This is a genomic window from Sphingobium chlorophenolicum, from assembly GCF_000722875.1.
Lineage (GTDB): Bacteria > Pseudomonadota > Alphaproteobacteria > Sphingomonadales > Sphingomonadaceae > Sphingobium > Sphingobium chlorophenolicum.
Map to the genome: position 1 here is coordinate 291,708 of NZ_JFHR01000001.1, position 20,321 is coordinate 312,028.

Sequence of the window (20,321 nt, forward strand, 5' to 3'; positions counted from 1 at the left end):
ATGGCGTTTCTCGACGGCTACCGGAGACAGGTCGCTCTTCTTCTGCGTGTTATGCCTCACGTCGCGAAGGAGGATATCTTCGCGCTGAAAGGCGGAACAGCGATCAATCTGTTCGTGCGTGACCTGCCGCGACTTTCGGTGGACATCGACCTCACCTATCTGCCGATCGAGGACCGCGCGACCTCGCTCGCCACGATCGATGCGGCGATGCTGCGGATCAAGGAACGCATCGAGGAAGGACTGGTCGGAGCCAGGATTCATGCGTCGCGTTCCGCTGACGAAAAAATCGTCACCAAGCTCATCGTTCGTGCGGATGATGTGCAGATCAAGATCGAGGTCACGCCAGTGTTGCGCGGGACGGTCTATGATCCCGTCGTTATGGGTGTCGTTCCCGCAGTCGAGGACGCCTTTGGTTTTGCTGAGATTCAGGTGGTGTCCTTCGCCGATCTCTATGCGGGAAAAATCGTGGCGGCGCTCGACCGGCAGCACCCTCGCGACCTCTTCGACGTCCGCGACTTGCTGGCGAACGAAGGCGTCACAGACGATTTGCGACGTGCATTTCTCGTCTACCTCGCCAGCCATAATCGCCCGATGGCCGAGGTTCTCGCTCCCGCCCGTAAACCGCTCGCCGAGGAGTTCGAGCGCGGTTTCGTCGGAATGACTCACCAGCCGATCACTCTGGCGGAACTGGAATCAGCGCGTGAAGACATCATCGCGTGCATGGTTGCCGGGATGCCTGACACTCATCGGCAATTCCTTGTCGGCTTCAAGCGTGGTGAACCGGACTGGGCGCTTGCGGGCATTGATGAGGCGAGGCGACTGCCCGCGGTTTTGTGGAAGCAACGTAACCTGGACCGGTTGGACCCTGGCAAGAGGCAGGAGCTTGTTGCCGCGTTGGAGAAGCAATTGCTGCCGGGATAGGTCAGGCGCCCCTCCGACGCCTGCAGGTCAGCCTGTTTGCGGCGAGCAGCGCGGAAGGGTGGTGGTTAGGTGAAGTGCGGGAGCAGCGAGGAAAGGGTGGAGGTGATGGGAGAGGGAGCCGCTCGCGTTTGGGACCAGCAGGTACATTGAAGGCTTACGGTTCGACATGGATTTTGGCGGAATGGCCGGGCAATGTCTTTCCGCCAGCGCTGGCTATATTCTTGGTGATGCAGGCGCGCGAACATAGCGCACAGCGTGGTCGAGGCGCTCCGCCGCGTCGGCCTCGCTGATGCGGAGGCGGCGTGCGATCTGGCCAACGGTAAAGCCGTCATTGCGATGAAGGAACAAGGCCCGCATGGTCAGGTGCGGTAGATCGGTAAAAACAGAATCCCATACCTCGCCTTCTTCCCCCATCTTGCCCGACGACCCCATGACCCTCTCAATCACATCGTGGAGATCGGCAGCAGCGGGTTCCTGCAAGGCGTATAGGATCGCCAAGGACTGCTCCATCATTTCCAGCGCTTGTTCTTTTAATTCGTCGTTGCCCGGCTCGTTACCGCTCCCCATGCTCTCACCTCCTTCTTAGTTGCAGAGGAGCATGACAGAAATCGCGGGATTTTCATCAACAACAACCCCCAACTTGGATATTGTTGTGCGCTGGCTCTTTGCGCGAAGGTGCCATGCGCTATTTTATGGTTTCCGAGCCGTTAGCCGGACTTCAGATTTTGAAAACATCATGACTGCCAGCCTTACAGGTCGCGCCGCCGCTCGCATCAGCGGAGGTGCCGAGAAGGGGGTTGCCCGGGGATGGAGATGCTCGAGATATGGAAAATGCACGGTCTCGTGCCGACCTTGTAAGTCATATGCCCAGCAGAAGCGGCTGAGACGCAGTCCGTGTTGGACACCGCAAAAGCTGTCCCAACCGCGACATTTACCGGAACTGGCAAGAACGACCGTCATGCATTGACATTGGTGACGGTTATTGCGGCGGCGCCAATACCCTCTCTCTGGAATTGACGCCGCCACATCGATCCCTGTTCGCAAAGATGGGTCAATGCCGATAGATTAGAAGCGTTGTTCCCAATCGGTTTCCAGATCGAGCCGATTCACAAATGATGGAACACCGACAGAATTCTGCTATAGTCCTCCAGTGAGGATATAGCGATGAACAACGCCGCCCATATTCAAGCGCCCGAACCGGCATCGCCTCGGCTGAAACCGGCCGATTGGCTTTGGCGTCCGTGGTACGCGAAGCTGTGGTGGTCGGCAATTCCGGTCTGGTGGATCGGCATGGCTGCATCGACCAGGATCGCGCCGCTTGAGGCGTTCTACGACAGCGCGGCGGCCGGTTTTCTCAACGTCCTGTTCTTCCCGATGATGGCGCTTATGGTGCTCGGAATCGGCTATGCACAGCATTGGCTCGCGCAGTTTCCAAAGCAGGGTGACGGAACTTCGCTGTCCGATGAAACGGTAGCTAGAATCGCCGATGTATGGGAGGAGCATGATCGGGCAATGGAGGATCTCCATGCCAGCTCCGATATTCTCGATCCGAGGTCTGGTGCATTGTGGATCGGAAATCCTTTGAGCTCTCACTGGCCTCACAAACGACTTTAACGCTTCTTGAAGCTACTGTCCCCGTCGCCGGGGCTGTTATCGAGATCGGTCGAGAACCGACCACTTTTCAGGACGGAATTCTGTTCGATTGAGGTGAGCGGACCGGTGATATCGAACGTAGCTCGCCCGGAATCCGCATCCTGCAGGTAGCGATTGCGCATCCCGTTCGGGCCAAGAATGCGTTCCGATAGTTCGCGCGAGAAGGCCGCTTCCGGGCTGCCGGAGCGGGCAGCCGCCCGTTCAGCCGCTGCTATTGCATTGCGGACGTCGTAGTTCACGATATCAATCGCTGACTGCGCCGTCTCGCTCGTGGTGCCAACGTCACGGCTCTCAAACCCAAGACTCCCACCGACACGCCCCGATGTGGAGCGTCCCTTTTGGGTGATCGGGCTTTGGTTCGATTGTTGCCCTTTGCCGCTAGGTTGTCCGCGACCGCCCGTCGCTTCCGACTCATTGGCACTGATAGTGCCGCCAACATGAGCGCCGATAGTGGTCCCCATCGTGGTCTGGTCCTGCGCGGATCGTGAGAGCCCGCGCTGCCATCCGGTCTGCGCGATGATCGCCTGGACGTCGCGCGTAAGCGTATCGGCCACCTGCGGGTTAAGCCGCCAGTTGCCATGCCGATCCATCTCGAACCCGCCGCGCAGCCAGTTCTGCATCATCGCCTGGCCCTGTTCGCCGCTGCTGAGGAAGTGTTCAATGGTGTCAGGGCCTGCCTGCTTGCCCGCCTCGAACCGCGTGGAGGTGTCGTTGCGTGCCGATTGCTGGAACCCGACCGAGCTGGAGACGAGAAGATCGTTGTCGGCGAACGAGAACCTTGCCCGCCCGCCATTGGCGACCGCGCCGAGCTGGCTTTCGTTGATGAGCCCGCCACGCCACATCTGCGCCGCCGTCTCCGGGGTAAGATTGAGGCTCAGATCGCCATTCTGCGCCATGGCGATCTCGCGCTTCGACATGTCCACCCCATGATCGGCCAGCAACTTCTGCATGCGGGTCAAGCGCTCATTGTCGATGATCCGCGTCAACCGTTCGTTGCGGGCGCGATCAGCGATGCCTGCCGCGCCGCCTTCGGCCATATCGACCTGATTGCCGGCACCCTGGCTGAGCGTGCGGATGAAGCTGTCGAGATGTGCGGCCTGTCGCACCGACATGCCCGCCGCGGCCGCGCCTTCCGCGAACCCGGCGTTGTCGGCCTGCCGCCGCTGCTCACCGATCCGGGCGGCGGACCGTGTCCCGTCGTGACCGACCTCACGCTGCGCGTCGAGCTTGCCCGACCGTTCGGCAAAATCGAAGCCCGCTGCCTCGCGGGTGCGCCCATAGACGCTGGTGCCCTCGCGCGCGGCCTCGGCGGTCGCACCGTCGGCGGTGCCGACCTGCACGGCGGCATTGTAGGTTTCGAGCGCCCGCATGACCTGCGCTTCATTTCTGCCCGTTGCGCGCGACAGTTGGGAAATGGCGGTGGAGCGAGCCTCTCCGGATAGCGCGTTGATAAAGGCGACGCGTCGGGAGGTTTCCTGAACGGAGAGGCCGAGCATGGAGGAAGCGTTGCGCTGGCCCTCATTGCTGCCGGTCCTATGCGCCTGCTCGGTCGCGACATTGCCGCGCTCGATCCGCCTTACATTGTCGCCAGCAAAATCGCGCCTGCCTTCCATCGCGCCGACCTGGATCTGCGCGCCGGTCAGATCGTTCCTCAGCATCTGCTCCTGGTCGAAGGTATTAGCGATCAGCTTGGCGAAGGTCGGATCGGCCGACGCCTGCGCGATCACCGTCGAGGCTTTGAGCGCGGCATCCTGCTGGTCGTAGCCGCTCCTCTCGAAATGCCGCTGCGCGCCGGACAGCATCATGTCATAGGCGCGCGTATCCCCGAACGCCTTCCACTGGACCATCTTCTGCGTGAAGGCCGCGAACGAACGCTCCCCGGACTGTCCCTCTCCAAAATAGCCGGTGCCAAGGCTGCGGAGCGCATCCTTCTCCGCGAAATTGTGGATCGCGCTGGTCGCGGCATTGTCGCGCACGGCGCGCACGGTCGCGGGATCGGTGAGGCTGCGGCCGGTGAGGGCAGGGGAGAGCCCGCCCAGTTCGCGCGCCGCATCGAGCTTGCCCATGCCGAATGCGGCCGTTCCGCTGGCGCCGCCGCCATGTTCGCCGAGCACGCTGCTCGCCGCACCGAACGCCCGGTTGGCGCCGAAGGTCGAGCGTTCGCCGAAGTCCCCGAAGTTCGAGGCCGCGCCCCGGCGCGCCATCGTGCCCGCGGCCCCCGCCTGCGCCTCGAGCGCGCCGGCATAGCCTTCGCTGGTGGCAAGCGGCGCGGCCGCCGCCGTGCCCTGACCCTGCACACCGAGCGCGCCGGATGTGAACGAGGTGAACACATTGCCGGAGAACCGGAAAACCGTGAACACGAAGGCCCCGGCGAGGCCCGCGGACGCGGTGCGGAAACTCCCGAAGATCGCAAGCGCCTTCATCGCGGACGACGGCGCCAGCATCCAGGCATTCGCCGCGACATGGTTGGCGCGCATCTCGGCCAGCACATCGGTCGCGCGGCCCAGCGTCAGCTGATAGATGCCGGCGTCGATCACGCCCCAGAGCGCCACGAAGACGAACAGGCCGAGGGCGAAGCTGGCGACGCGCAGGTTGATCGGGGTCAGGATGAAAAGCAGCGCGACGGGCATCATGAACAGCATGATCCCGAACACGGTCGCCCGGATCGTCGGCATCCACTCGTTCGCGGTCGACATGGTGGCGAGGCCAGACGAGACGACGGCGCGATTGGCCATGACGCGCGCCGCCGTCGCCGGACTATCCTCGAACAATACGTCGCCCACCGTGCTGCCGAGCATCACATTGGTCAGGAACTGCTGGAGCGAGAGCGGCGTATCCATCATCATCTGGCCGAGTTCGCCGATGTTGGACCGGCAGCGCTGAAGCTGTGTCGCGTTGCCGATGTCGTAGCCGGTGCGGGTGCAGACCTGCGCGACATAATTGTCGAACAGCGCAGGTTCGGAGAGGCGTGTCGAGATATGTTCCCACGCCTCGTTGCAGCTCACCGTCGTGCCGCCCTTGTCGGTGGACGTGAACACCGTGCTGAAGGTCGCCGGCCCCGCCATCGCGGCAAAGGCGGCAGGAAGATCGGTCGCCGTGCGGAACAGCTGATCGTCGTCGACGCCATAGGCGGGCGAGACGCGCGCGACCGGATAGCATTGGCGGACATAGTCCTTGATCGTTGCGTCGAGGAAGGTGTCCGTCATCGGCCCGCGCGGGGATGCGGCATTGAGGAACAGATCGAAGCTGTGCCCGCCCGCGCCGAACTCCAGCTTCGCATGGGGATCGGTGGTGTTGTCGTCGATCACTTCGGCCAGCGCGCGTTCCATCATGTTGGTCATGCCCGCGACCAGCACGATCAGGTTCGGCACATCGCCGACCGGCTGATAGGCGTTGCGGACGCGGTCGTAGACGTGGACCGTGCCCGTCGTCGCGACCAGGCCGACGAACAGCCCGACCCCGATCAGCATCTGGAACCCGAAGGCGACCAGCCCCATGCCTTGCCCGCGGATGCTCGCGAGCAGCACGCCGAGCGCGATGCCCACCACCGCGACGATCAGCACCAATGTCTCGTAACGCGAATCCCCGAAGATCATCGAGACGAGGCGGAAGGCGTCCACCGTCTCCGCAAAGCCGTCATAGGTGTGGAAACTCGCATCGATCGCCAGCGCGGGACTGGCCGAGAAGAGAGCGATCAGGACCGAGATCGCGCGAACTAAGCGGTGCATGACGCGGCCCTCCGTCAGCGGTTGCGGTTGGCGGCGGCGCCGGCGGCGTCGCGCGCATCACGGTCGCGCTGGCGCACGACCCCGGCATAGTTGGCCGAGAGGTTCGCCTGGTTCAGCGCAGCCATGTAGGACTGGCGCATCTGCGCGCGCTGGCGCAGCACCTCGTCGCGCAGCCCGCTCAATTGCTCGATGCCCTTGGCGAGGATGCGGGTCTGGCAGATCCTGGCGCTGCCTGCATCGGCCGCACCGGCGGCGGTCACGCCGCGTTCGGCATTCGACACGGCAAAATCTATGCTGCGCGTGAGGTCGTTGAGCATCTGATAGGCGAGCGTCAGCGCAACCAGCTCGTCGGTATCGCCGATCACGCTCTCGACCAGCCCCTGGCGCACGCCCCATTCGAGCAGGCGATAGACCGGCAGGGTCCGCACATTGGCGACGAACTGGCGTTCCTCCGTCGTCAGAGTGGCGCGCGTGCGGATCTTGACCGCGATCGACTCCATCCGGCCGCGTGCGAGCACCAGCGCGCCCTTACCGCTGCCGTCGGTCGAGCAGTCGGCGGCGGTCGGCGGCACCGCGATCGCGCGGGTCTGAACCTTGCCGGTCAGGAAATCGTCGACACTCTCGGTGTCCTGCCGTGCGCAGGCGGGGATGGCCGTGAACAGCGGAACCTTGTCCGCCGGGTCCCAGCGCATATAGACGTCGCCAACGCGGGCGCGCATGACGCCGGCCCAGTCGGACGCGCCGACACGCGCGGCGGCATGGGCTAGCAGCGAGCCCGTCTTGAAGATTTCCGTGACTTCCGCCGGGCAGTTTTCCAGCGCATCGCGCAAATCCTCGGTCGGATTGCCCTGGTTCGCCTGGATCTTCTCGCGGCTCTGCTGATAGCTCTTGGAGAAGCCCTCGCGGACGCTCTTGTAGCCGGTCATCTCCTCGATGATGCCCGACATATTGTCGTCGCCCCGGGCGATCTGGACCATGCGGTTGGCGAGCCGGCAATCGTTGACCTGGATCGAGTTCAGGAAATTGGTCGCCGCCTCCATCTTCGAGATGATGTTACCCATTTTTTCATCGAGGGTTTCCAACAGATACTGGAAAGCGACAGCCGGGGCAGCCTGAAGGATGCTTTCGAGCTTCTGGACGAGATAGTCGGGATCGAGGAACGACATGCCGCCCAAAAACATGTCGATTCCCCCGCAGCCCGCGCGGACCTTGGGCAGCGTGACCGACATGAGATAGTCGTTATGGACATCGATCCGGCCCGACATGCCGCCCGCGGTGATATAGCCGCGGGTCTGGTCCTCGAAGGAGCCGGGGCTGGTGTAGGTCACATTGTCGAACCAGCTTTCGGCCCAGCTTTGCGCGGACGCGGGCGAGGCGAAGGACAGACAAGCCAGCAGGGGAAGGGCGAGCAGGGTCAGGCGGCGGCGCGGGTTTGCCATGGCGGGCAGCTTTCGTTTACGCGGGCAAGGGGCTGGCTCCCCATGTCAGTTCCTTGCCCTGTTGGAGGAGGGACGCGTGGGTGCGGCCACGATTCCGGTGAACTTGGCCATGCCGCGCACGCCGACAGCGGGCTTCACCCCGGTCAGCATCTTGGCGGCGAGGTAGAGATTGCGCGCGAGGTTGGGCGCATGATCGGTGCCGATCGCGACGGGAATGACGCGATTGGAGTCGGAGACGGGCCGGACCCAGGCGACAGGGTGCCCGACCCAGGGCAGGCCGAGACGCCCGGAGCGCAGCATCGCTTCCTGGCTGCCGATCGTGCGGACCTTCCAGCCATAGCGTTGCCCCAGGGTTCCAAGCCGCGCCCAGAGATCGGCGCAGGGGATGCAACCGGGCGCCGTGCTCATCTCGACGATGAACGCGGGGGCCTGGCCTTTCATGGTTTCGGCGAAGTCGGGCGGCCAGTCGCGCGTCACCGGAACGCGGGCGAGCCACTGGCGCATCTCCGGGTCGGTGGCGACAGGGTGGATCGCCGCGCGCATCGCCTGTTCGTGCGTCGGCGCCTGCGCTTGAACAGGTGCACTCGCCATGACCAGCGCCACAAGCAGGATGGGGGCGAAGCGGATCATGGCCGGGGCTCCATCCGAACGTCCACCAGATCGCCCCCCAGCACGCGCGGATCGGTGGCCGACACCGGGCCGTTGGCGAGCGCGTCGAAGAACCCGTCTTCCTCGCCCGCACCGGTCAGGAACTGTTCGGGCCGGATATCGCCCGCTAGCAACCGGACTGCCTGGTAGGCCATCTGGATGAGGTTGGGATAGGCCTCGACTCCGCTCGCGATCACCATGCGCTGCTGGCTGCCTCGCCGGATCACCATCGTCGTGGGCGTGACCTCGACCCCGAAGCGCTGCGCGAGTTCGGGCTTGCGATCGATGTCCTGCAGCGTGACCTGCCAGCCCATCTCGTCCTGGAAGCGCTGGACGATCGGCCACTGGACACGGCAATAGCCGCAGGTCGAACGCGAGAACATGACCAGCGCGAATTCATTGGACCGGCTGCGCAGATACTGGCGGCGGACCTGATCCTTCTGCGCGGAAAGCTGATCGCGCGCCTCGCCGACCATAGGGTTCGCCGATTTGGCGTTGAGTTCGGGATTTTGCAGCATGGCGATCTGGGTGACGCCGGCGAAGGCGCGGGCCTTGCGCCGGGCGAAGTCCTGCAGGCGCCAGAAATCCGCCACCGCATCGACCGTCAGCACGGTCGCCGCGTAATCCCGTTGCTCCTCGATAAGCTTCCTGATCTTGGGCGGCGTCCATGTCGCCAGCTCGACCATCGGTGGAATGCGGGGTTTGACGAGCGCGTCGGGATCGGGTTCATCGTCGGCGGGTTTGGGCGGCGCCTGATACCACCAGTAGCCGGTGCGTTGATCGACGGTCTGCGCATGGACAGGCAGGATCGGCAGGAGCACCGCCGCGATGAGGAGGGCGGCGCGGATCACAGCAGCTTCTCCATGCGCTTCAGCCGCTCGATCTCGACCGGGCCGTAGTAGCGGCTGTCGAACCCGCTGGCGTGTGACGAGCCGACATAGATCATGCCCGCGGGGATCGTCGGATAGAACGGCCGCCAATGGTCGAGCTTCTGCCCATTGTGCCCATAGGGCTTGCTGATGCCGAGCAGCTTGCCGTTGCAATAGTACCAGCCATCCCATTCGCCGGGATGCATGGGGCCAGATGCAGACGACGGCTTCTCGATCCAGTCGATGCGGTCACCCGGCAGGCACAGAGCCATCTTGGTGACATCGACCGGCCTGGGGCCGGCGAGCGGATGCGACAGGGTGAACGATACGAAATCGCCGCGGTGGATCGGCCCCGGCGCCTTGCGGACGAGCCAGGCGTCGATCGAGGGACTCATCACGATGGTTGCCTGGGGAATCGCCCACCAGGTCAGGAGGCCGACCGGCAGGACTATGCCGAACGCCTTCCAGAGCTGTTTGGGGCGGGGTGGCTGGCCGAGGCCGGAACTGCCGAGCGCGACCGCGGCTTTCAGCGGCAGCAGCTTCAGTTCGGCCCAGCCGGATCTAGCGGCCCTGAAGGCGAGTCTGAGCATCGCTGACCTCCTGCTTGCCGCCGAGGCGGGCATATTCTTCGAGAAGTCCGGAAAGCGCCGCGTCGCCGTAGATGACATGGGCGGCACGCGGGGCATCATCCTCGCGCTCGCAATAGGGGAGCGCCGGATCGCCGGGCACCATGGCGAGCGCGGGGACGCGGGTGACGCCGTGCTGGCGGAAAATGAGCGGATCGACGATCAACTGCACGTCGCGCATCGCGCAGGCCGGGCCTTCGCAGCCGGGATCATGGCGCAGGATTTCCGCCGAGAGCTTCGCCATCGGCGCGACCTTCGTCAGCCCGCCGGGCATTCCCCGGAACGCCAGCACGCCGCCGACCCGTTCGAGCTGCCCGGCATAGGTGCGCAATGTCGTCAGCGGCATCGAGGACGAGACGAACAGGACCGGCACCCAGCCTTTGGCCTCGGGCGGTACGGTGGCGCCCGCGACCGCCTCCATGTCGGGCGCATCGAGACCGAGCGCCTGGCCGAGCCGTCTGGCCATGGCGTCGCGCTCGGCGGCCATCGCTTGCCTCCCTTTGTCGAGCGCGGTGCGCGCCCGCGCGTCCATCGCTGGCGACGGGGCGCGTTTGCGCAGTCCCTCGAAGGCGCGGCGGCGGGTCTCTTCCGATGGCGCGGGCAGCGCGGTCGGACCTCGTGTTTCCGCTTCGGCCTTTCGCGCGGCGGTGGCGCGTTCGAGCCGGTCCATCGCCGCGTCGCCTTGCGCCTGCGCGCGTTCCCTGGCGTTCACCGGTGGCGCGGCATCCTGCGCGTGGGAGGGCGCGGAGGCGGCGAGGAGGAGGGTGAGCGCGGAGAGACCGCGCAGCCTATGGCGTGACCGCACGCATATACGCATCGATCTTGTCCTTCATGTCGATCTGGATGTCGGCCTGGGCGCGGGCCTCGATCTCGGAATAATATTCGGAAAGGTCCATTTTGGAGAAATCCAGCGCCTGGAATTCCTCGGGGGTGAATCCGCGGCAGTAGGGGTTCTTCGGCGTGCCCCAGCCCAAGCCGTTGAAGCTCTTGAGCTGCGGGCGACCCTGTTCCTGGATGATGCGGCCAAGCTTGGTGTTGAAGCAGCAGTGGCCCTTGGATTTCTGCACGCAGATGCCGAGGATCTTCGAACTGCAATAGGTCCCGACTTCGTGGCACATGCCCGAGCCCCGGAGCATGCCCACTTCCATGTCTTGGCTGTCACAGCCGGACAGGAGGAAATCCATCATGAAGTTGATGGCGAGACTGATGGCGATCGAGGTCGGATCGATCCCGGCGATGATCGCGTTCGCGCCGGAGCTTGCGGCCTGGCCAGCGGTCGCGCCCGCCTTAAACGCACCATAGGCGGCCTTCATGCCGGTGAAGACGCCTTTCGCCACCGCGATCTTCGTGCCGATCGACGAGATGGATGAGCCCATCCCGTCCTTGACGATCTTGCCCTTGTCCTTGCAGCAGTTCGAAAAGGTGGTCTTGAGGCCCGCCGGGCGGCAGCGCACCGCGCGTCCCGCGAATATCTCGATATTGCCAAGGCAATGCCCTTCGGCGTCGACTTCGCCATCGGCAGGCGCGCCGGGATCGTCGACGATGGGATCGTCCTCAATTCCGGTGCCGTCGCTGCCGGTGCAGGCATTGGGCGAGCACATCGGCGTGCCGCCGCCGACCGGCGTCAGGCATGAGTGCTGGCTGCCGAGCGGGCAGCTATACGCGCCCTCGGCATCGGCCACGCACATCACTTGCTGGATCGGGCAGAGCCATTCTTCATCCGCCATGATTGTGCAGTTCGCGACCTCGCCAGGATCACCGGCATCGCCGTTGCCATCGAGATCGACCGCGCAGACCGGGAGCGTTTGCGCTTGCGCTGGCGTGACATGCCCCGCGAGCAGCAAGCCGGACAGGCCGAGCGCAAGCAGCTGTGCGCGCTTCCGCCAGGGAAGGAGGCGCCCGATCATCGCACTTCCCCCGTGCAGACCATGTCGGCCCCACCGAGGCGGACGGTCTGCATCATGACGACGGCTTCGGGAAAATCGTCGAGGCAGCCGCAGGCCGAGACGATTTCCTCGCCCGGACCCACAGGGCAGACATCGCCGCCGCCTGCCGCCGTGCAGGCATGGTAGAAGGTGTCCCACCCGACAGGCGCATTCTGTTTCGTGCCGACCACTCCGTCGAGGGTAGCCGCCGTATTGCGCGCGGGCGCGCGGGTCTTGCAGACCGGCTCGCAGGCCGGAACCGAACCGCGATCGGGCAGCGCGAAGGGCCGTGACGCGGTGGCATAACCCCCGTCCGAGGTCCTCGTCCGGTCGGCCAGCATGGTCTCGGTCGAATGGTCGATGATATAGGCGCCGCGGCTCAGATCAGGTTCCGGCATCGATCCGGTATCGACGGTACAACGATAACGGCGCTGACGCTCGAACCATGGCCGCGCGAGACGGAGCGAGCAGGCGCCGCTCTCGAACAGGCGTGCCTGGGGGAGGGGCGTAAGGCCGGTGCCGACGCCGTTGCGGAACGTCTCGACGCCATCGACGCTTTCGTCATGAAGCGCGCAATTGACGTCGCCGGCATAGCCCGCGCACAGGTCGACGATCCGCTCGGTCGGGTTGCAACTGAGATCGAGCATTGCATCGAACTGCGCGAAGGCCTCTCCTTCACCGCCGACCGCGATGCGCATGGAAATGACATGCTCGCCGCGGGTCAGCCACGGCTTGAGGTCGAGATTGGGATAGGCATGCCAGGTCCGTTTCCGCTCGCACTTGCCGGGCGGCAGGCCGGTCCCGGTCCAGTTCGCCGGATTGGACAGCACGAGCTCGCCGTCGATGCGAAGCTGGAGCCAGTCGTCGAAGAAATAGTGCGAGAGCCGGAACTGCGCGAGGCGATCGGGATCATCGATCCGCAGCCGCATGGAAAACTCGAAGATGCGGCAGCTCCCGCCTCGCAGGCTGTCGTCGCGCGGCGAGCCCATCTGCAATGTGAGCTGATCGGGTGCGGGCGCATAGATCGCATAGGCGCCGCCGAGATGCGCGATCACATCGTCCGCCTTGACGGCGTTCAACGACACCTCCCGCGTGATCGTGCAGGACCGGATCTGCTCGGCCTTGCCGACGCCGGCGGGCGAGCCCTTGAGCGCCTGGAAGATGCTGTTCGATGCGGCGACGCTCGCGGCATCGCCCTGGATCGTGGCGGGACTGGCGCGATAGGCCGTCTGCGGGAGCGCGGGGTTGGGCGAGCAGGCCGTGCTTTGGGCGCCAGTGTAACGGATGGCCGGGCCGTCGATCACCGCCTGCGCGACGCCGACGCGCGGATCGGCCGTGGTGAGCGCGCCGATGACGCCGCCGCCTAGGTCCTTCAGCACCGAGGCCATATTGCCCCAGACGAGGTTGCTGCCGCAGCTGTTGTTGATGCAGTAGCAACCGGCGAGATCGGTCAGGTCGACTTGCGCGAGCTTGAGATCGCCGCCTGACGCAACATCCCATTTGAAGCTCTTGCACTGGTTCCAGGTGCCCGGCTGACAGGAGACGACGCCATTGGCGCAAATGCCCGATACCGGCACCGGCAGGGTCAATGTCTGGTCGACCGTGCCGTCGAGATCCTTGTCGCGCGATATCCGCAGCGTGCCGATATCGCCGGTCGCCGCCGGCTGCGCGATCAGTTCGAGCAGCGTCGCCGTCTTCTGGCACGCTATATTGGGGTTGAACGTCCGGCTGTTGTCGACTGTCGAGATCGGTTGTCCGGCAAGCCCCGGCGTCAGATAATTCTGCTGGATCGCATCGCTGTCCGAGGTCTTCGCGCGGGATGCTTCGGCGGCGGCGCGGGCGCGGTCCTCGACCGTCTGGGCCGAGAGCGGCGCCGGCGCCAGAGCGCTGGCCGCGAGGAGGAGGATGCCGCGCTTCACCATGGCGTCCTCGCGCGGGTGGTTCGCGAGCCATGGGCGAAGCGCAGCATGTCTCCCGCCCGGAACGCGCTGGATCCGGGCGAGAGTATCCTGAAGACGGCCTGTCCCTCAAAAATGGTCAGCGCGGCCGCCACCGGAGATACGGCGGGAGGGGGCATTGCCGGCCCCGGCGGGGGGCTTTCGGCCGCGCTGACCGAGGGGGGAGCGGCGGTTGAAAGGCACACCGCCGCTCCTTCCGCGCGCCCGCTCACGGTGGGGAGCGTTCCGTGACGAGCGGGGCAGCTACCCGCGCGAGACGCACGGTTTGGGGGAAGCGATCTGCTCATGGCGTGGAAATCCCCGCGCAGCAGATCGCCTTCTCGAACAACATGAATTGGGCATTGTCCTTGCCCGGCGCGTGCTTGCCCGATGTCCAGAGCGCGCCGGGCCGCCCGATATTGACGCACTTACCGCCCTTGACCGGCTCCATGATCTGGAGCTTGTAGCGGGACTTGGTCCAGATCGGCTGCGCCTTGAACGAGCAGCCGTCCGCCGAATGGATCGTGAGAGCGCCCAGCCTGCCCATCATGAAGGTCGAGCGCGCGGCGAGCCCGGCCCAGGCCTCGACGCTATCGCCAAAATGAATATCGCCGGCGACCGGATAGGTCGCGCCCCAGGACCCCATGCACCAGAATAGAGGGTCAATGACCTTGCCAGCGGCCGCCGCGGCGCTGTCGGCCATGCAGGCAAGACCCGCCGCCGGATTGCCGAACAATATGCCTTCGGGCTGGATGATCGCGCCGAGCGTCCCCGACTGCCAGGTCGGCAGAACCTCGGTGATCATCGCGACGTCGAACCCGTCATCTTCGATGCACGGCAGGTCGGTGAACATGTCGAGCATCTTCCAGACCGGGCTGATGTAGTAGTGCGCCTGCGCGAACATCTTGCGGGTGTTGGTGCCGTCGGAGATCGACGACTGGCTGCCCTGGAGCTTGCCGCCGGTCGGCATGAGATCGACGCCGAGCGCCATCATGCAGCCCGGCTCGGTCACGACATCGATCATGCGGTTCGGGCTCCAGAACGAAACCTTGACCCCGAACCAGAAGGTCGCACCCTTGCGGCAGGCGCAGAGCGGTTTGGAGGCCGACTGGGCGTCCAGTTCCTTGTCGAGCTTATCGTAGGAGCCCACCCGCACGCCCCCGATCGTGATCGGGAAGATGCAGTTCCAGCGCACCTTGGTGATCGGATTGAACACCGTGCCCGCCTCGCATTTGGAGGCATGCGCAGGCGTGGCGGGCGCGACGAGCGCCAGAGCGAGGGCCGCCGCGCCGGTGCGCAGCATCGAGATGAGCCGACTCATGGGATGGCCTTTCGTACGGGAGTGCGATCGGCGCGCACCTCTGTCAGCTCCAGCTTCTGGCCGACCTGCCGGACGATCACGGGCGCGACGGTGAGGCCCAACCGCTCCTTCACGCGCTCCTCGAGAATGAAGAGGGCGCGGCCGTGCTTCTCGCCAAGCGAGAGCGCATCGTCCTTTGCGTCCCCACCGCCGGTGAGGATGATCCAGTCGGTGAGCGCGGCGGTCTTCAGCGCCCAGCCCAGATCGCGGGGATGCACGACCACCAGCTTCTGCGGCAGCGACACATAGGTCAGCGGGTTGAAGGTGAAGCCCGCCGGATAGAGCAGCTTGCCGTCCGGCAGCCGGATTTCCTGATCGAGCGTGTAGAACGGCACAACGCTGCGAACCTGGGTCTGGCGCGCGACACCGAGCGTCGCGCCTTTCAATGCGCTCCAGCCCGAACGCGGTCCGAACTTTTCCGCCATATTGGGCGGCTGCTTTGCGGCGCGCGCCTCGATCTCGGCCATCGCGTCGGGCTCGGCGATCAGCCAGGTGCGCCCGATGGTCGATGTCTCGGCGTGGGCCACCCCCGCGACGATCAGCGCGCCGGCCAGACACCCGGCGATGAGCGTGGACTGGATGGCGACGACATGCCAGCCTTGGGGGACACGTCTATCGACCACGGCGGCGCTCCCTCCAGGGAACGGCAGGCGTGCGACTCTCGCCGCAGACCGCGCAGATGAACGCGGTGACGCCCAGGAACAGCGTGAGCCAGATCAGCGCCTGGCTGCCGCCGAGGTCGGGGGCCGACCAGAGCACCAGCGAAGACTGGAGGATCATCAGCAGATGCGTGCCGACCAGCAGGCGAATGGATGACGGACAAGGCGCGCCGGAGAAGATGCCGTTCATCGGCCCCACCTTTCGGCATGTCGGGCGAGGGCATTTGCCATCCTCGACGCGCGGTGCAGGAACCAAAGTCCTCCCCGCACAAGCGCGATCGGCGTCAGGACAATAATGGCCGCCCGCATGAACAGGGGCATTTCCGGGACGAGCAGGAACAGGCCGACGATGATCGAGGCCGCCGCCGCTTCGAGGCCCACGATCTGCCGAAAGCGCAGAGCCGCGATCCTCTCGTCCCGACCGGACGTATATTCCATGGCAAGCGCGGCGCGGGCCATGATCAGGAGCACGGCTTCATTCGAGCGATGCAGGCGTTCGACATAGGCTTCCTGCGTCTCGCCCGGCAGGCGCGGCGCCATCCCTGGACGGACCAAAAGATCCTCCGGCCGTTTTCCGGGACGAGGAGGGATTTCGTCGATCCCGCCGTCGATCTGCCGGGCAAGCCAGCGGATCATGTCGCCGACCAGCGGGCGGATCGACGACGGGTCGGGCGATCCGGAGAAGCTGCCGTTCATGCCCATCTGCGTGCCCTCCGCGTGACCAGCCAATTCGGGATGCTGTCGATGATGCGGGCGATGCCGATCGCCAGCGCGGCGCCGGTGAGTCCGGCACAGGCGATCAGCCCGGCCACGAGCGGCACGGGCACGCTGTCTGCGGCCCCGCACAACCCTAGGCCGGCATAGGCCAGGGCGGCGATGACCGGCCCGGTGAAGGTCAGCAGGAGAGCATGCCGCCGCCAGCGCTGGCGCTCGCTTTCCAGGATGGTCCATTGCGCATCGCGAACGGACGCGAGGAACCGGACCCGGTCGCCCAGTTCCCACTGGCAGCGGACCAGGTAGTCGTGAAGGGATTCGTCCGGCCTGCGCACGACGAGGGTCAGGCGCTCATTGCCGCCACTGGGCGGGAGTATGTCCAGCATCATCTTTTCCTCCTGAGTTTTGCGAGCAAGCGGCCCGCGGCCCCGGTCAGGCCGATGAGGATGAGCCCGGTCAGGAAACAGCCGCCGCCAACGATCGCCGCGCCGCGAAGAACGATGCCGGCGGGCTGTTCGAGCACCAGCCCGGCCGCGAGCACGAGCGATGCGATCATCACGGATTCGATGACCACCAGGCGGAAGCGCCAGCGCAATGCGTCGGCTTCCGCCCGTGCGGCGACGCGCGCCTCGATGATCCGCTCGATATCCTCATCCGGGCTCTCCACGAGCCGGAGTGGCAACTGGTCGGGGGAGGGGGAGCGCCGCGTCATGACAGCGCACTCCGCTTCAGCGGCGCTGCGTCATCGAAGGACGTGCCGATTATCCCGGCGGGATCGACGCCGGCGAGATCGCACACCGCTTCGAGCGGCGAGCGTCCGGCGCGGACCAGCGCCTCGAACGCGGCCACGTCTTCGGGCGCGGAGGTGTTGATCCAGTAGCTGAACGGATCGACGACGAGCCGGGCGATGCCGAGGCCAAGCGGGCTGTCGATGAAGACTTCCGAATAGTTCGGTTTGTTGTTGCGGACCGATTTCAGGAGGTCGAGGACGAAACCCGAATAGTCGAGGATCTTGTTTTCGACCGCCTTGTCATAGGTCGATCCCTGCAGGAGGAAGCGCGTCGCGGCATTTTCCAGGATCACCTGTCCCGTGCCGCCGAACAGCAGCAGATCGTTCATGCTCTGGAGAATGATGCCGAAGCTGCCGCGATATTTTCGGGCGCGGCGATAGCCCTGGCTGATCGCCTCGGCGAGGCGCGACAGGTCCTGGCCCTCTTCGCGGGTCATGAACTGCGCGGCTTCATCGCACAGCACGAAGCGGGGGCGATCACGGGCGGACAGGTAGAGTTCCTGCGTTACCGCGTTGATCACCACCATGACGACCACGTTGAACAGGTCAGGCATGGCCTTCAGGCGCTCGAGTTCGAGCACCACGAATTCATCGTTCGAGATGTCGAACGTGCTGGGACCGTTGAAATAATGGCCGTAGGCTCCGTCCGACCCGAAATCACGCAGGTTGAAGGCCAATTCGCGCGCCGTGGGCACGAGGTGGTCGACCCGGTCGAGATCGGAGACGGTGTTGGCCGGATAGGAGCCGAGCCATTCGCGCACCGCATCGATCCCGGCTTCCGCGCGGCCGCTCTCGATCGCCCATTGCACGGCGGACTTGAGCAGGTTCCATTCGGACGTCGTGACGGGCTTGCGCGTCCCGGCGTTGGCCATCTCCGCGACGATCGACACCGCCATCGAGATCGCGGACTCTCGATCGTCGCCGTCGAGAGCGAGCCCCAGGTCGAACGGATTGAGGACGAGATGCTCTTCGCCCAGATCGATGTAACGGCCCGAGCAGAGCGTGCAGAGTTTCTTGTAGCTGCCGCCGATGTCGATGATGCGGATGAGCGCGTTCTGCGCGAAATACTGCTGGCACAGGTTATTGAGCAGGAAGCTCTTGCCCGCGCCCGATTCCGCCGAGACGATGAAGTTGTAGTTGTTGATACGCGGATCGAAGAGGTCGAGCGTGATGAGCTGCCCCTTGCGGCCCGTATAGAGCAGCGCCGGCCGCCCGCCGCCCCGGAAATCGGTTTGGATCGGCGACATCAGCACGCCCGCGCGCACCGGCACGCGGAAATCGCGCTGCAGCATACCGATCGTGCGTCGCTCGGGGTACAGGCCGAAGGGCAGGCTTGCCGCCAGCAGGATCGGGTTGAGGTAGGATTCCTCCTGGACCATCCACGGCAGCGGTTCGCTCTCCCACAGCCGCTTGGCGCGCGCCGCCATCTCGCGGGCCTGATGGCGGTCGCGGCCAAACACCCACATGGTGGGGATTACCGAGACGAACCGGGTGTTTCCGGCCTCGTCCAGGATCCACCCGATCTCTTCGATCTGCTTGCCGACCTCGACCGCGAAGGACCCCGCCGCCTTCTGCGCCGAGAGAATCTGCGCGCGCTTGTGGATCTCGAAGGCCGAGTGATCGAAGAGGACATTGAGCGTATAGAGGAACGGCCCGCCGATCTGGTCGCTGTCCTCGGACGACCCGCGCATGCCGCCGGTGAGACGATTGGCACGTTCGGCGGTGATCCGCCGCGGCGGCGACTTGGGCGTCAGACAGCGCGCCACCTGGTTGCCCAGATATACTTCCGGCCCGTCGAAGCGGAGCGCCGGCCCGGCATCGATGATCTGGCGGCGCAGCGGCACGTCGGCGGTCTGGGTGAAGACGCCGGGCGCGGGCGCATGAACGCCGTTGAAAATGCGCCGGTAGAGCGAGATGATCTCGCTCGGCGCCATCGGGCGGATGCCGAGCTTGGCGAGCTGCTCCTCGATCTGGCGGCGCAGGTCGCTGTCCATCGGCGCGCGCGTCTTGACCGACAGGAATGCGCGGAAATCGCGGATCGGGATGCCATGCAGGGCCTTCAAGCCCATGGTGCCGGCGCGCAGATAGTCGAAGGTGCGCCGGGCCGAGGCCTGGATGAGCGGATCGGGCCGTGTCTTGAGGTCGAGAAAGGCGTCGAGCGCATCGTCGATCAGCGGGTCGGCGAAACTCTGGAGCTGGAGGATCGTGCCTTCGGGAAAATTGACGTTGAGCAGCCCCAGCAGCGCCTCATGGACATGGGCGAACATATAGGGGGAGGGGACCAGCTCCCAGCTATATCCCCAGCCGTCGTCGATGGTGAGGAATGCCTGTTCTTCCTCGACCCAGGCAGCGAGCGGCAGGAAGTCGGAATAGCTGTCGCGCTCGACGCTGCGGCGCAGCCGCGCCAGCGTCATGCCCGATTGATAGCTGGTCATGGCCGGGGGCCCACTTCATTCTGGCCATCGTCGAGGTGGTCCCGGACCTGTTCGAGCACGTTCACGCGGGACGCGGGCGAAACCGGGGCGACAAGATAGTCGCCGACCACCCATTGCGGGCGCTCGACCAGCGAATAGACATAGCGCGGCATGTAGAGCCGGTCGGGACGCTGCCGGTCGGCATAGGGCAGGATCAGCGTGCGGACCGAACGCGGGGGCTTGAGCATCGGCGTGACCGGCTGCTCGATCAGCCCCTGCAGCTCGCGATAGACGCTGTCGCGATAACCGGCGAAGGCGCCCGATGCCGCTTTGCCAGAGCCTGATCCGCCCGAACTGCGTGCGGACTTGCCGTCCTTGAGCAGTTTCCTGTCCCTGGTGACCGCCGGATCGGACTTCGATGCGACGCCCGCAACGGCATCGGCATAGGCTTTCTCAGGATGGATGCATTGGCCATGATCGTCGTTCTTGCAGCTGAACTTCTCGCTATAGGGCGACATGACCGAACCCAGCGTGGCGCAGCCGCTCAGCATGAAGGCGGCGCAGACCGGAAGAAGCCGGGAGAGGGCGCGCGATCGGCGCGCGGGCGATAGAGGCCGCATGGGCGATACTCCCTGTTG

General features: G+C 65.2%; 19 protein-coding genes. 2 read left to right on the plus strand and 17 right to left on the minus strand.

Annotated features, from left to right (window positions below):
* Entirely contained in the window at positions 1–921 is a 921-nt protein-coding gene (locus BV95_RS01405; RefSeq protein ID WP_013846841.1) for a nucleotidyl transferase AbiEii/AbiGii toxin family protein, read from the plus strand.
* A gap of 213 nt (positions 922–1,134) precedes the next feature.
* On the opposite strand, the gene BV95_RS01410 is transcribed toward BV95_RS01405, so the two are convergent.
* Positions 1,135–1,488 carry a hypothetical protein gene (locus tag BV95_RS01410; RefSeq protein ID WP_013846840.1) on the minus strand — a complete coding sequence of 118 codons (354 nt, stop codon included), beginning with the start codon at positions 1,486–1,488 and terminating at the stop codon, positions 1,135–1,137.
* Positions 1,489–2,085: 597 nt separating this feature from the next.
* Here BV95_RS01410 and BV95_RS01415 point away from each other — a divergent pair.
* Complete coding sequence (locus BV95_RS01415) at positions 2,086–2,535, plus strand: hypothetical protein (RefSeq protein WP_013846839.1); 450 nt, start codon at positions 2,086–2,088, stop codon at positions 2,533–2,535.
* On the opposite strand, the gene BV95_RS01420 is transcribed toward BV95_RS01415, so the two are convergent.
* From BV95_RS01420 to BV95_RS01500, 16 genes are all read right to left on the minus strand, one after another.
* Positions 2,532–6,302 carry a conjugal transfer protein TraG N-terminal domain-containing protein gene (locus tag BV95_RS01420; protein WP_013846838.1) on the minus strand — a complete coding sequence of 1,257 codons (3,771 nt, stop codon included), beginning with the start codon at positions 6,300–6,302 and terminating at the stop codon, positions 2,532–2,534. The genes BV95_RS01415 and BV95_RS01420 overlap by 4 nt on opposite strands.
* Before the next feature lie 14 nt (positions 6,303–6,316).
* Positions 6,317–7,741, minus strand: a complete 1,425-nt coding sequence (locus BV95_RS01425; RefSeq protein WP_013846837.1) for a conjugal transfer protein TraH — start codon at positions 7,739–7,741, stop codon at positions 6,317–6,319.
* A gap of 45 nt (positions 7,742–7,786) precedes the next feature.
* On the minus strand, positions 7,787–8,371 hold the full coding sequence (locus BV95_RS01430; RefSeq protein WP_013846836.1) for a hypothetical protein: 585 nt from the start codon (positions 8,369–8,371) through the stop codon (positions 7,787–7,789).
* The gene (locus BV95_RS01435) at positions 8,368–9,240 is read right to left on the minus strand and encodes a conjugal transfer protein TraF (RefSeq protein ID WP_013846835.1); all 873 of its coding nucleotides are present in this window, start codon (positions 9,238–9,240) and stop codon (positions 8,368–8,370) included. Before BV95_RS01435 ends, BV95_RS01430 begins: the two co-directional genes overlap by 4 nt.
* A complete protein-coding gene (locus BV95_RS01440) occupies positions 9,237–9,848 on the minus strand; it encodes a S26 family signal peptidase (RefSeq protein WP_013846834.1) in 612 nt (203 codons plus the stop codon). The genes BV95_RS01435 and BV95_RS01440 overlap by 4 nt, the downstream gene beginning before the upstream one ends.
* The gene (locus tag BV95_RS01445) at positions 9,820–10,701 is read right to left on the minus strand and encodes a type-F conjugative transfer system pilin assembly protein TrbC (protein ID WP_013846833.1); all 882 of its coding nucleotides are present in this window, start codon (positions 10,699–10,701) and stop codon (positions 9,820–9,822) included. The genes BV95_RS01440 and BV95_RS01445 overlap by 29 nt, the downstream gene beginning before the upstream one ends.
* A complete protein-coding gene (gene traN / locus BV95_RS01450) occupies positions 10,673–11,791 on the minus strand; it encodes a conjugal transfer protein TraN (RefSeq protein ID WP_013846832.1) in 1,119 nt (372 codons plus the stop codon). Before traN ends, BV95_RS01445 begins: the two co-directional genes overlap by 29 nt.
* A complete protein-coding gene (locus BV95_RS01455; protein ID WP_013846831.1) occupies positions 11,788–13,731 on the minus strand; it encodes a hypothetical protein in 1,944 nt (647 codons plus the stop codon). The genes traN and BV95_RS01455 overlap by 4 nt, the downstream gene beginning before the upstream one ends.
* A 319-nt stretch (positions 13,732–14,050) precedes the next feature.
* On the minus strand, positions 14,051–15,067 hold the full coding sequence (locus BV95_RS01465; protein WP_013846830.1) for a TraU family protein: 1,017 nt from the start codon (positions 15,065–15,067) through the stop codon (positions 14,051–14,053).
* Positions 15,064–15,729, minus strand: coding sequence for a conjugal transfer protein TraW (locus BV95_RS01470; protein WP_013846829.1), 666 nt, complete (start codon positions 15,727–15,729; stop codon positions 15,064–15,066). Before BV95_RS01470 ends, BV95_RS01465 begins: the two co-directional genes overlap by 4 nt.
* Positions 15,719–15,955, minus strand: a complete 237-nt coding sequence (locus tag BV95_RS01475) for a hypothetical protein (RefSeq protein ID WP_013846828.1) — start codon at positions 15,953–15,955, stop codon at positions 15,719–15,721. The genes BV95_RS01470 and BV95_RS01475 overlap by 11 nt, the downstream gene beginning before the upstream one ends.
* Positions 15,952–16,494: a hypothetical protein gene (locus BV95_RS01480; RefSeq protein WP_143761317.1), complete on the minus strand. Its 543-nt coding sequence runs from the start codon at positions 16,492–16,494 to the stop codon at positions 15,952–15,954. The genes BV95_RS01475 and BV95_RS01480 overlap by 4 nt, the downstream gene beginning before the upstream one ends.
* Positions 16,458–16,865 (minus strand): hypothetical protein, encoded by a 408-nt coding sequence (locus BV95_RS01485; protein WP_037446411.1) that lies wholly within the window; start codon positions 16,863–16,865, stop codon positions 16,458–16,460. Before BV95_RS01485 ends, BV95_RS01480 begins: the two co-directional genes overlap by 37 nt.
* Entirely contained in the window at positions 16,865–17,191 is a 327-nt protein-coding gene (locus tag BV95_RS01490) for a hypothetical protein (RefSeq protein WP_013846825.1), read from the minus strand. Before BV95_RS01490 ends, BV95_RS01485 begins: the two co-directional genes overlap by 1 nt.
* The gene (locus BV95_RS01495; RefSeq protein ID WP_013846824.1) at positions 17,188–19,704 is read right to left on the minus strand and encodes a TraC family protein; all 2,517 of its coding nucleotides are present in this window, start codon (positions 19,702–19,704) and stop codon (positions 17,188–17,190) included. Before BV95_RS01495 ends, BV95_RS01490 begins: the two co-directional genes overlap by 4 nt.
* On the minus strand, positions 19,701–20,303 hold the full coding sequence (locus BV95_RS01500; RefSeq protein WP_013846823.1) for a TraV family lipoprotein: 603 nt from the start codon (positions 20,301–20,303) through the stop codon (positions 19,701–19,703). Before BV95_RS01500 ends, BV95_RS01495 begins: the two co-directional genes overlap by 4 nt.
* Positions 20,304–20,321 lie beyond the last annotated feature (18 nt).

Bases quoted from the DNA above. Each gene is read 5' to 3' on its own strand.
- traN (WP_013846832.1), bottom strand. From the start codon at position 11,791: ATGATCGGGCGCCTCCTTCCCTGGCGGAAGCGCGCACAGCTGCTTGCG.
- BV95_RS01495 (WP_013846824.1), bottom strand. From the start codon at position 19,704: ATGACCAGCTATCAATCGGGCATGACGCTGGCGCGGCTGCGCCGCAGC.
- BV95_RS01445 (WP_013846833.1), bottom strand. From the start codon at position 10,701: ATGCGTATATGCGTGCGGTCACGCCATAGGCTGCGCGGTCTCTCCGCG.
- BV95_RS01475 (WP_013846828.1), bottom strand. From the start codon at position 15,955: ATGAACGGCATCTTCTCCGGCGCGCCTTGTCCGTCATCCATTCGCCTG.
- BV95_RS01410 (WP_013846840.1), bottom strand. From the start codon at position 1,488: ATGGGGAGCGGTAACGAGCCGGGCAACGACGAATTAAAAGAACAAGCG.
- BV95_RS01415 (WP_013846839.1), top strand. From the start codon at position 2,086: ATGAACAACGCCGCCCATATTCAAGCGCCCGAACCGGCATCGCCTCGG.
- BV95_RS01485 (WP_037446411.1), bottom strand. From the start codon at position 16,865: ATGCTGGACATACTCCCGCCCAGTGGCGGCAATGAGCGCCTGACCCTC.
- BV95_RS01500 (WP_013846823.1), bottom strand. From the start codon at position 20,303: ATGCGGCCTCTATCGCCCGCGCGCCGATCGCGCGCCCTCTCCCGGCTT.
- BV95_RS01430 (WP_013846836.1), bottom strand. From the start codon at position 8,371: ATGATCCGCTTCGCCCCCATCCTGCTTGTGGCGCTGGTCATGGCGAGT.
- BV95_RS01405 (WP_013846841.1), top strand. From the start codon at position 1: ATGGCGTTTCTCGACGGCTACCGGAGACAGGTCGCTCTTCTTCTGCGT.
- BV95_RS01490 (WP_013846825.1), bottom strand. From the start codon at position 17,191: ATGACGCGGCGCTCCCCCTCCCCCGACCAGTTGCCACTCCGGCTCGTG.
- BV95_RS01455 (WP_013846831.1), bottom strand. From the start codon at position 13,731: ATGGTGAAGCGCGGCATCCTCCTCCTCGCGGCCAGCGCTCTGGCGCCG.
- BV95_RS01440 (WP_013846834.1), bottom strand. From the start codon at position 9,848: ATGCTCAGACTCGCCTTCAGGGCCGCTAGATCCGGCTGGGCCGAACTG.
- BV95_RS01465 (WP_013846830.1), bottom strand. From the start codon at position 15,067: ATGAGTCGGCTCATCTCGATGCTGCGCACCGGCGCGGCGGCCCTCGCT.
- BV95_RS01420 (WP_013846838.1), bottom strand. From the start codon at position 6,302: ATGCACCGCTTAGTTCGCGCGATCTCGGTCCTGATCGCTCTCTTCTCG.
- BV95_RS01425 (WP_013846837.1), bottom strand. From the start codon at position 7,741: ATGGCAAACCCGCGCCGCCGCCTGACCCTGCTCGCCCTTCCCCTGCTG.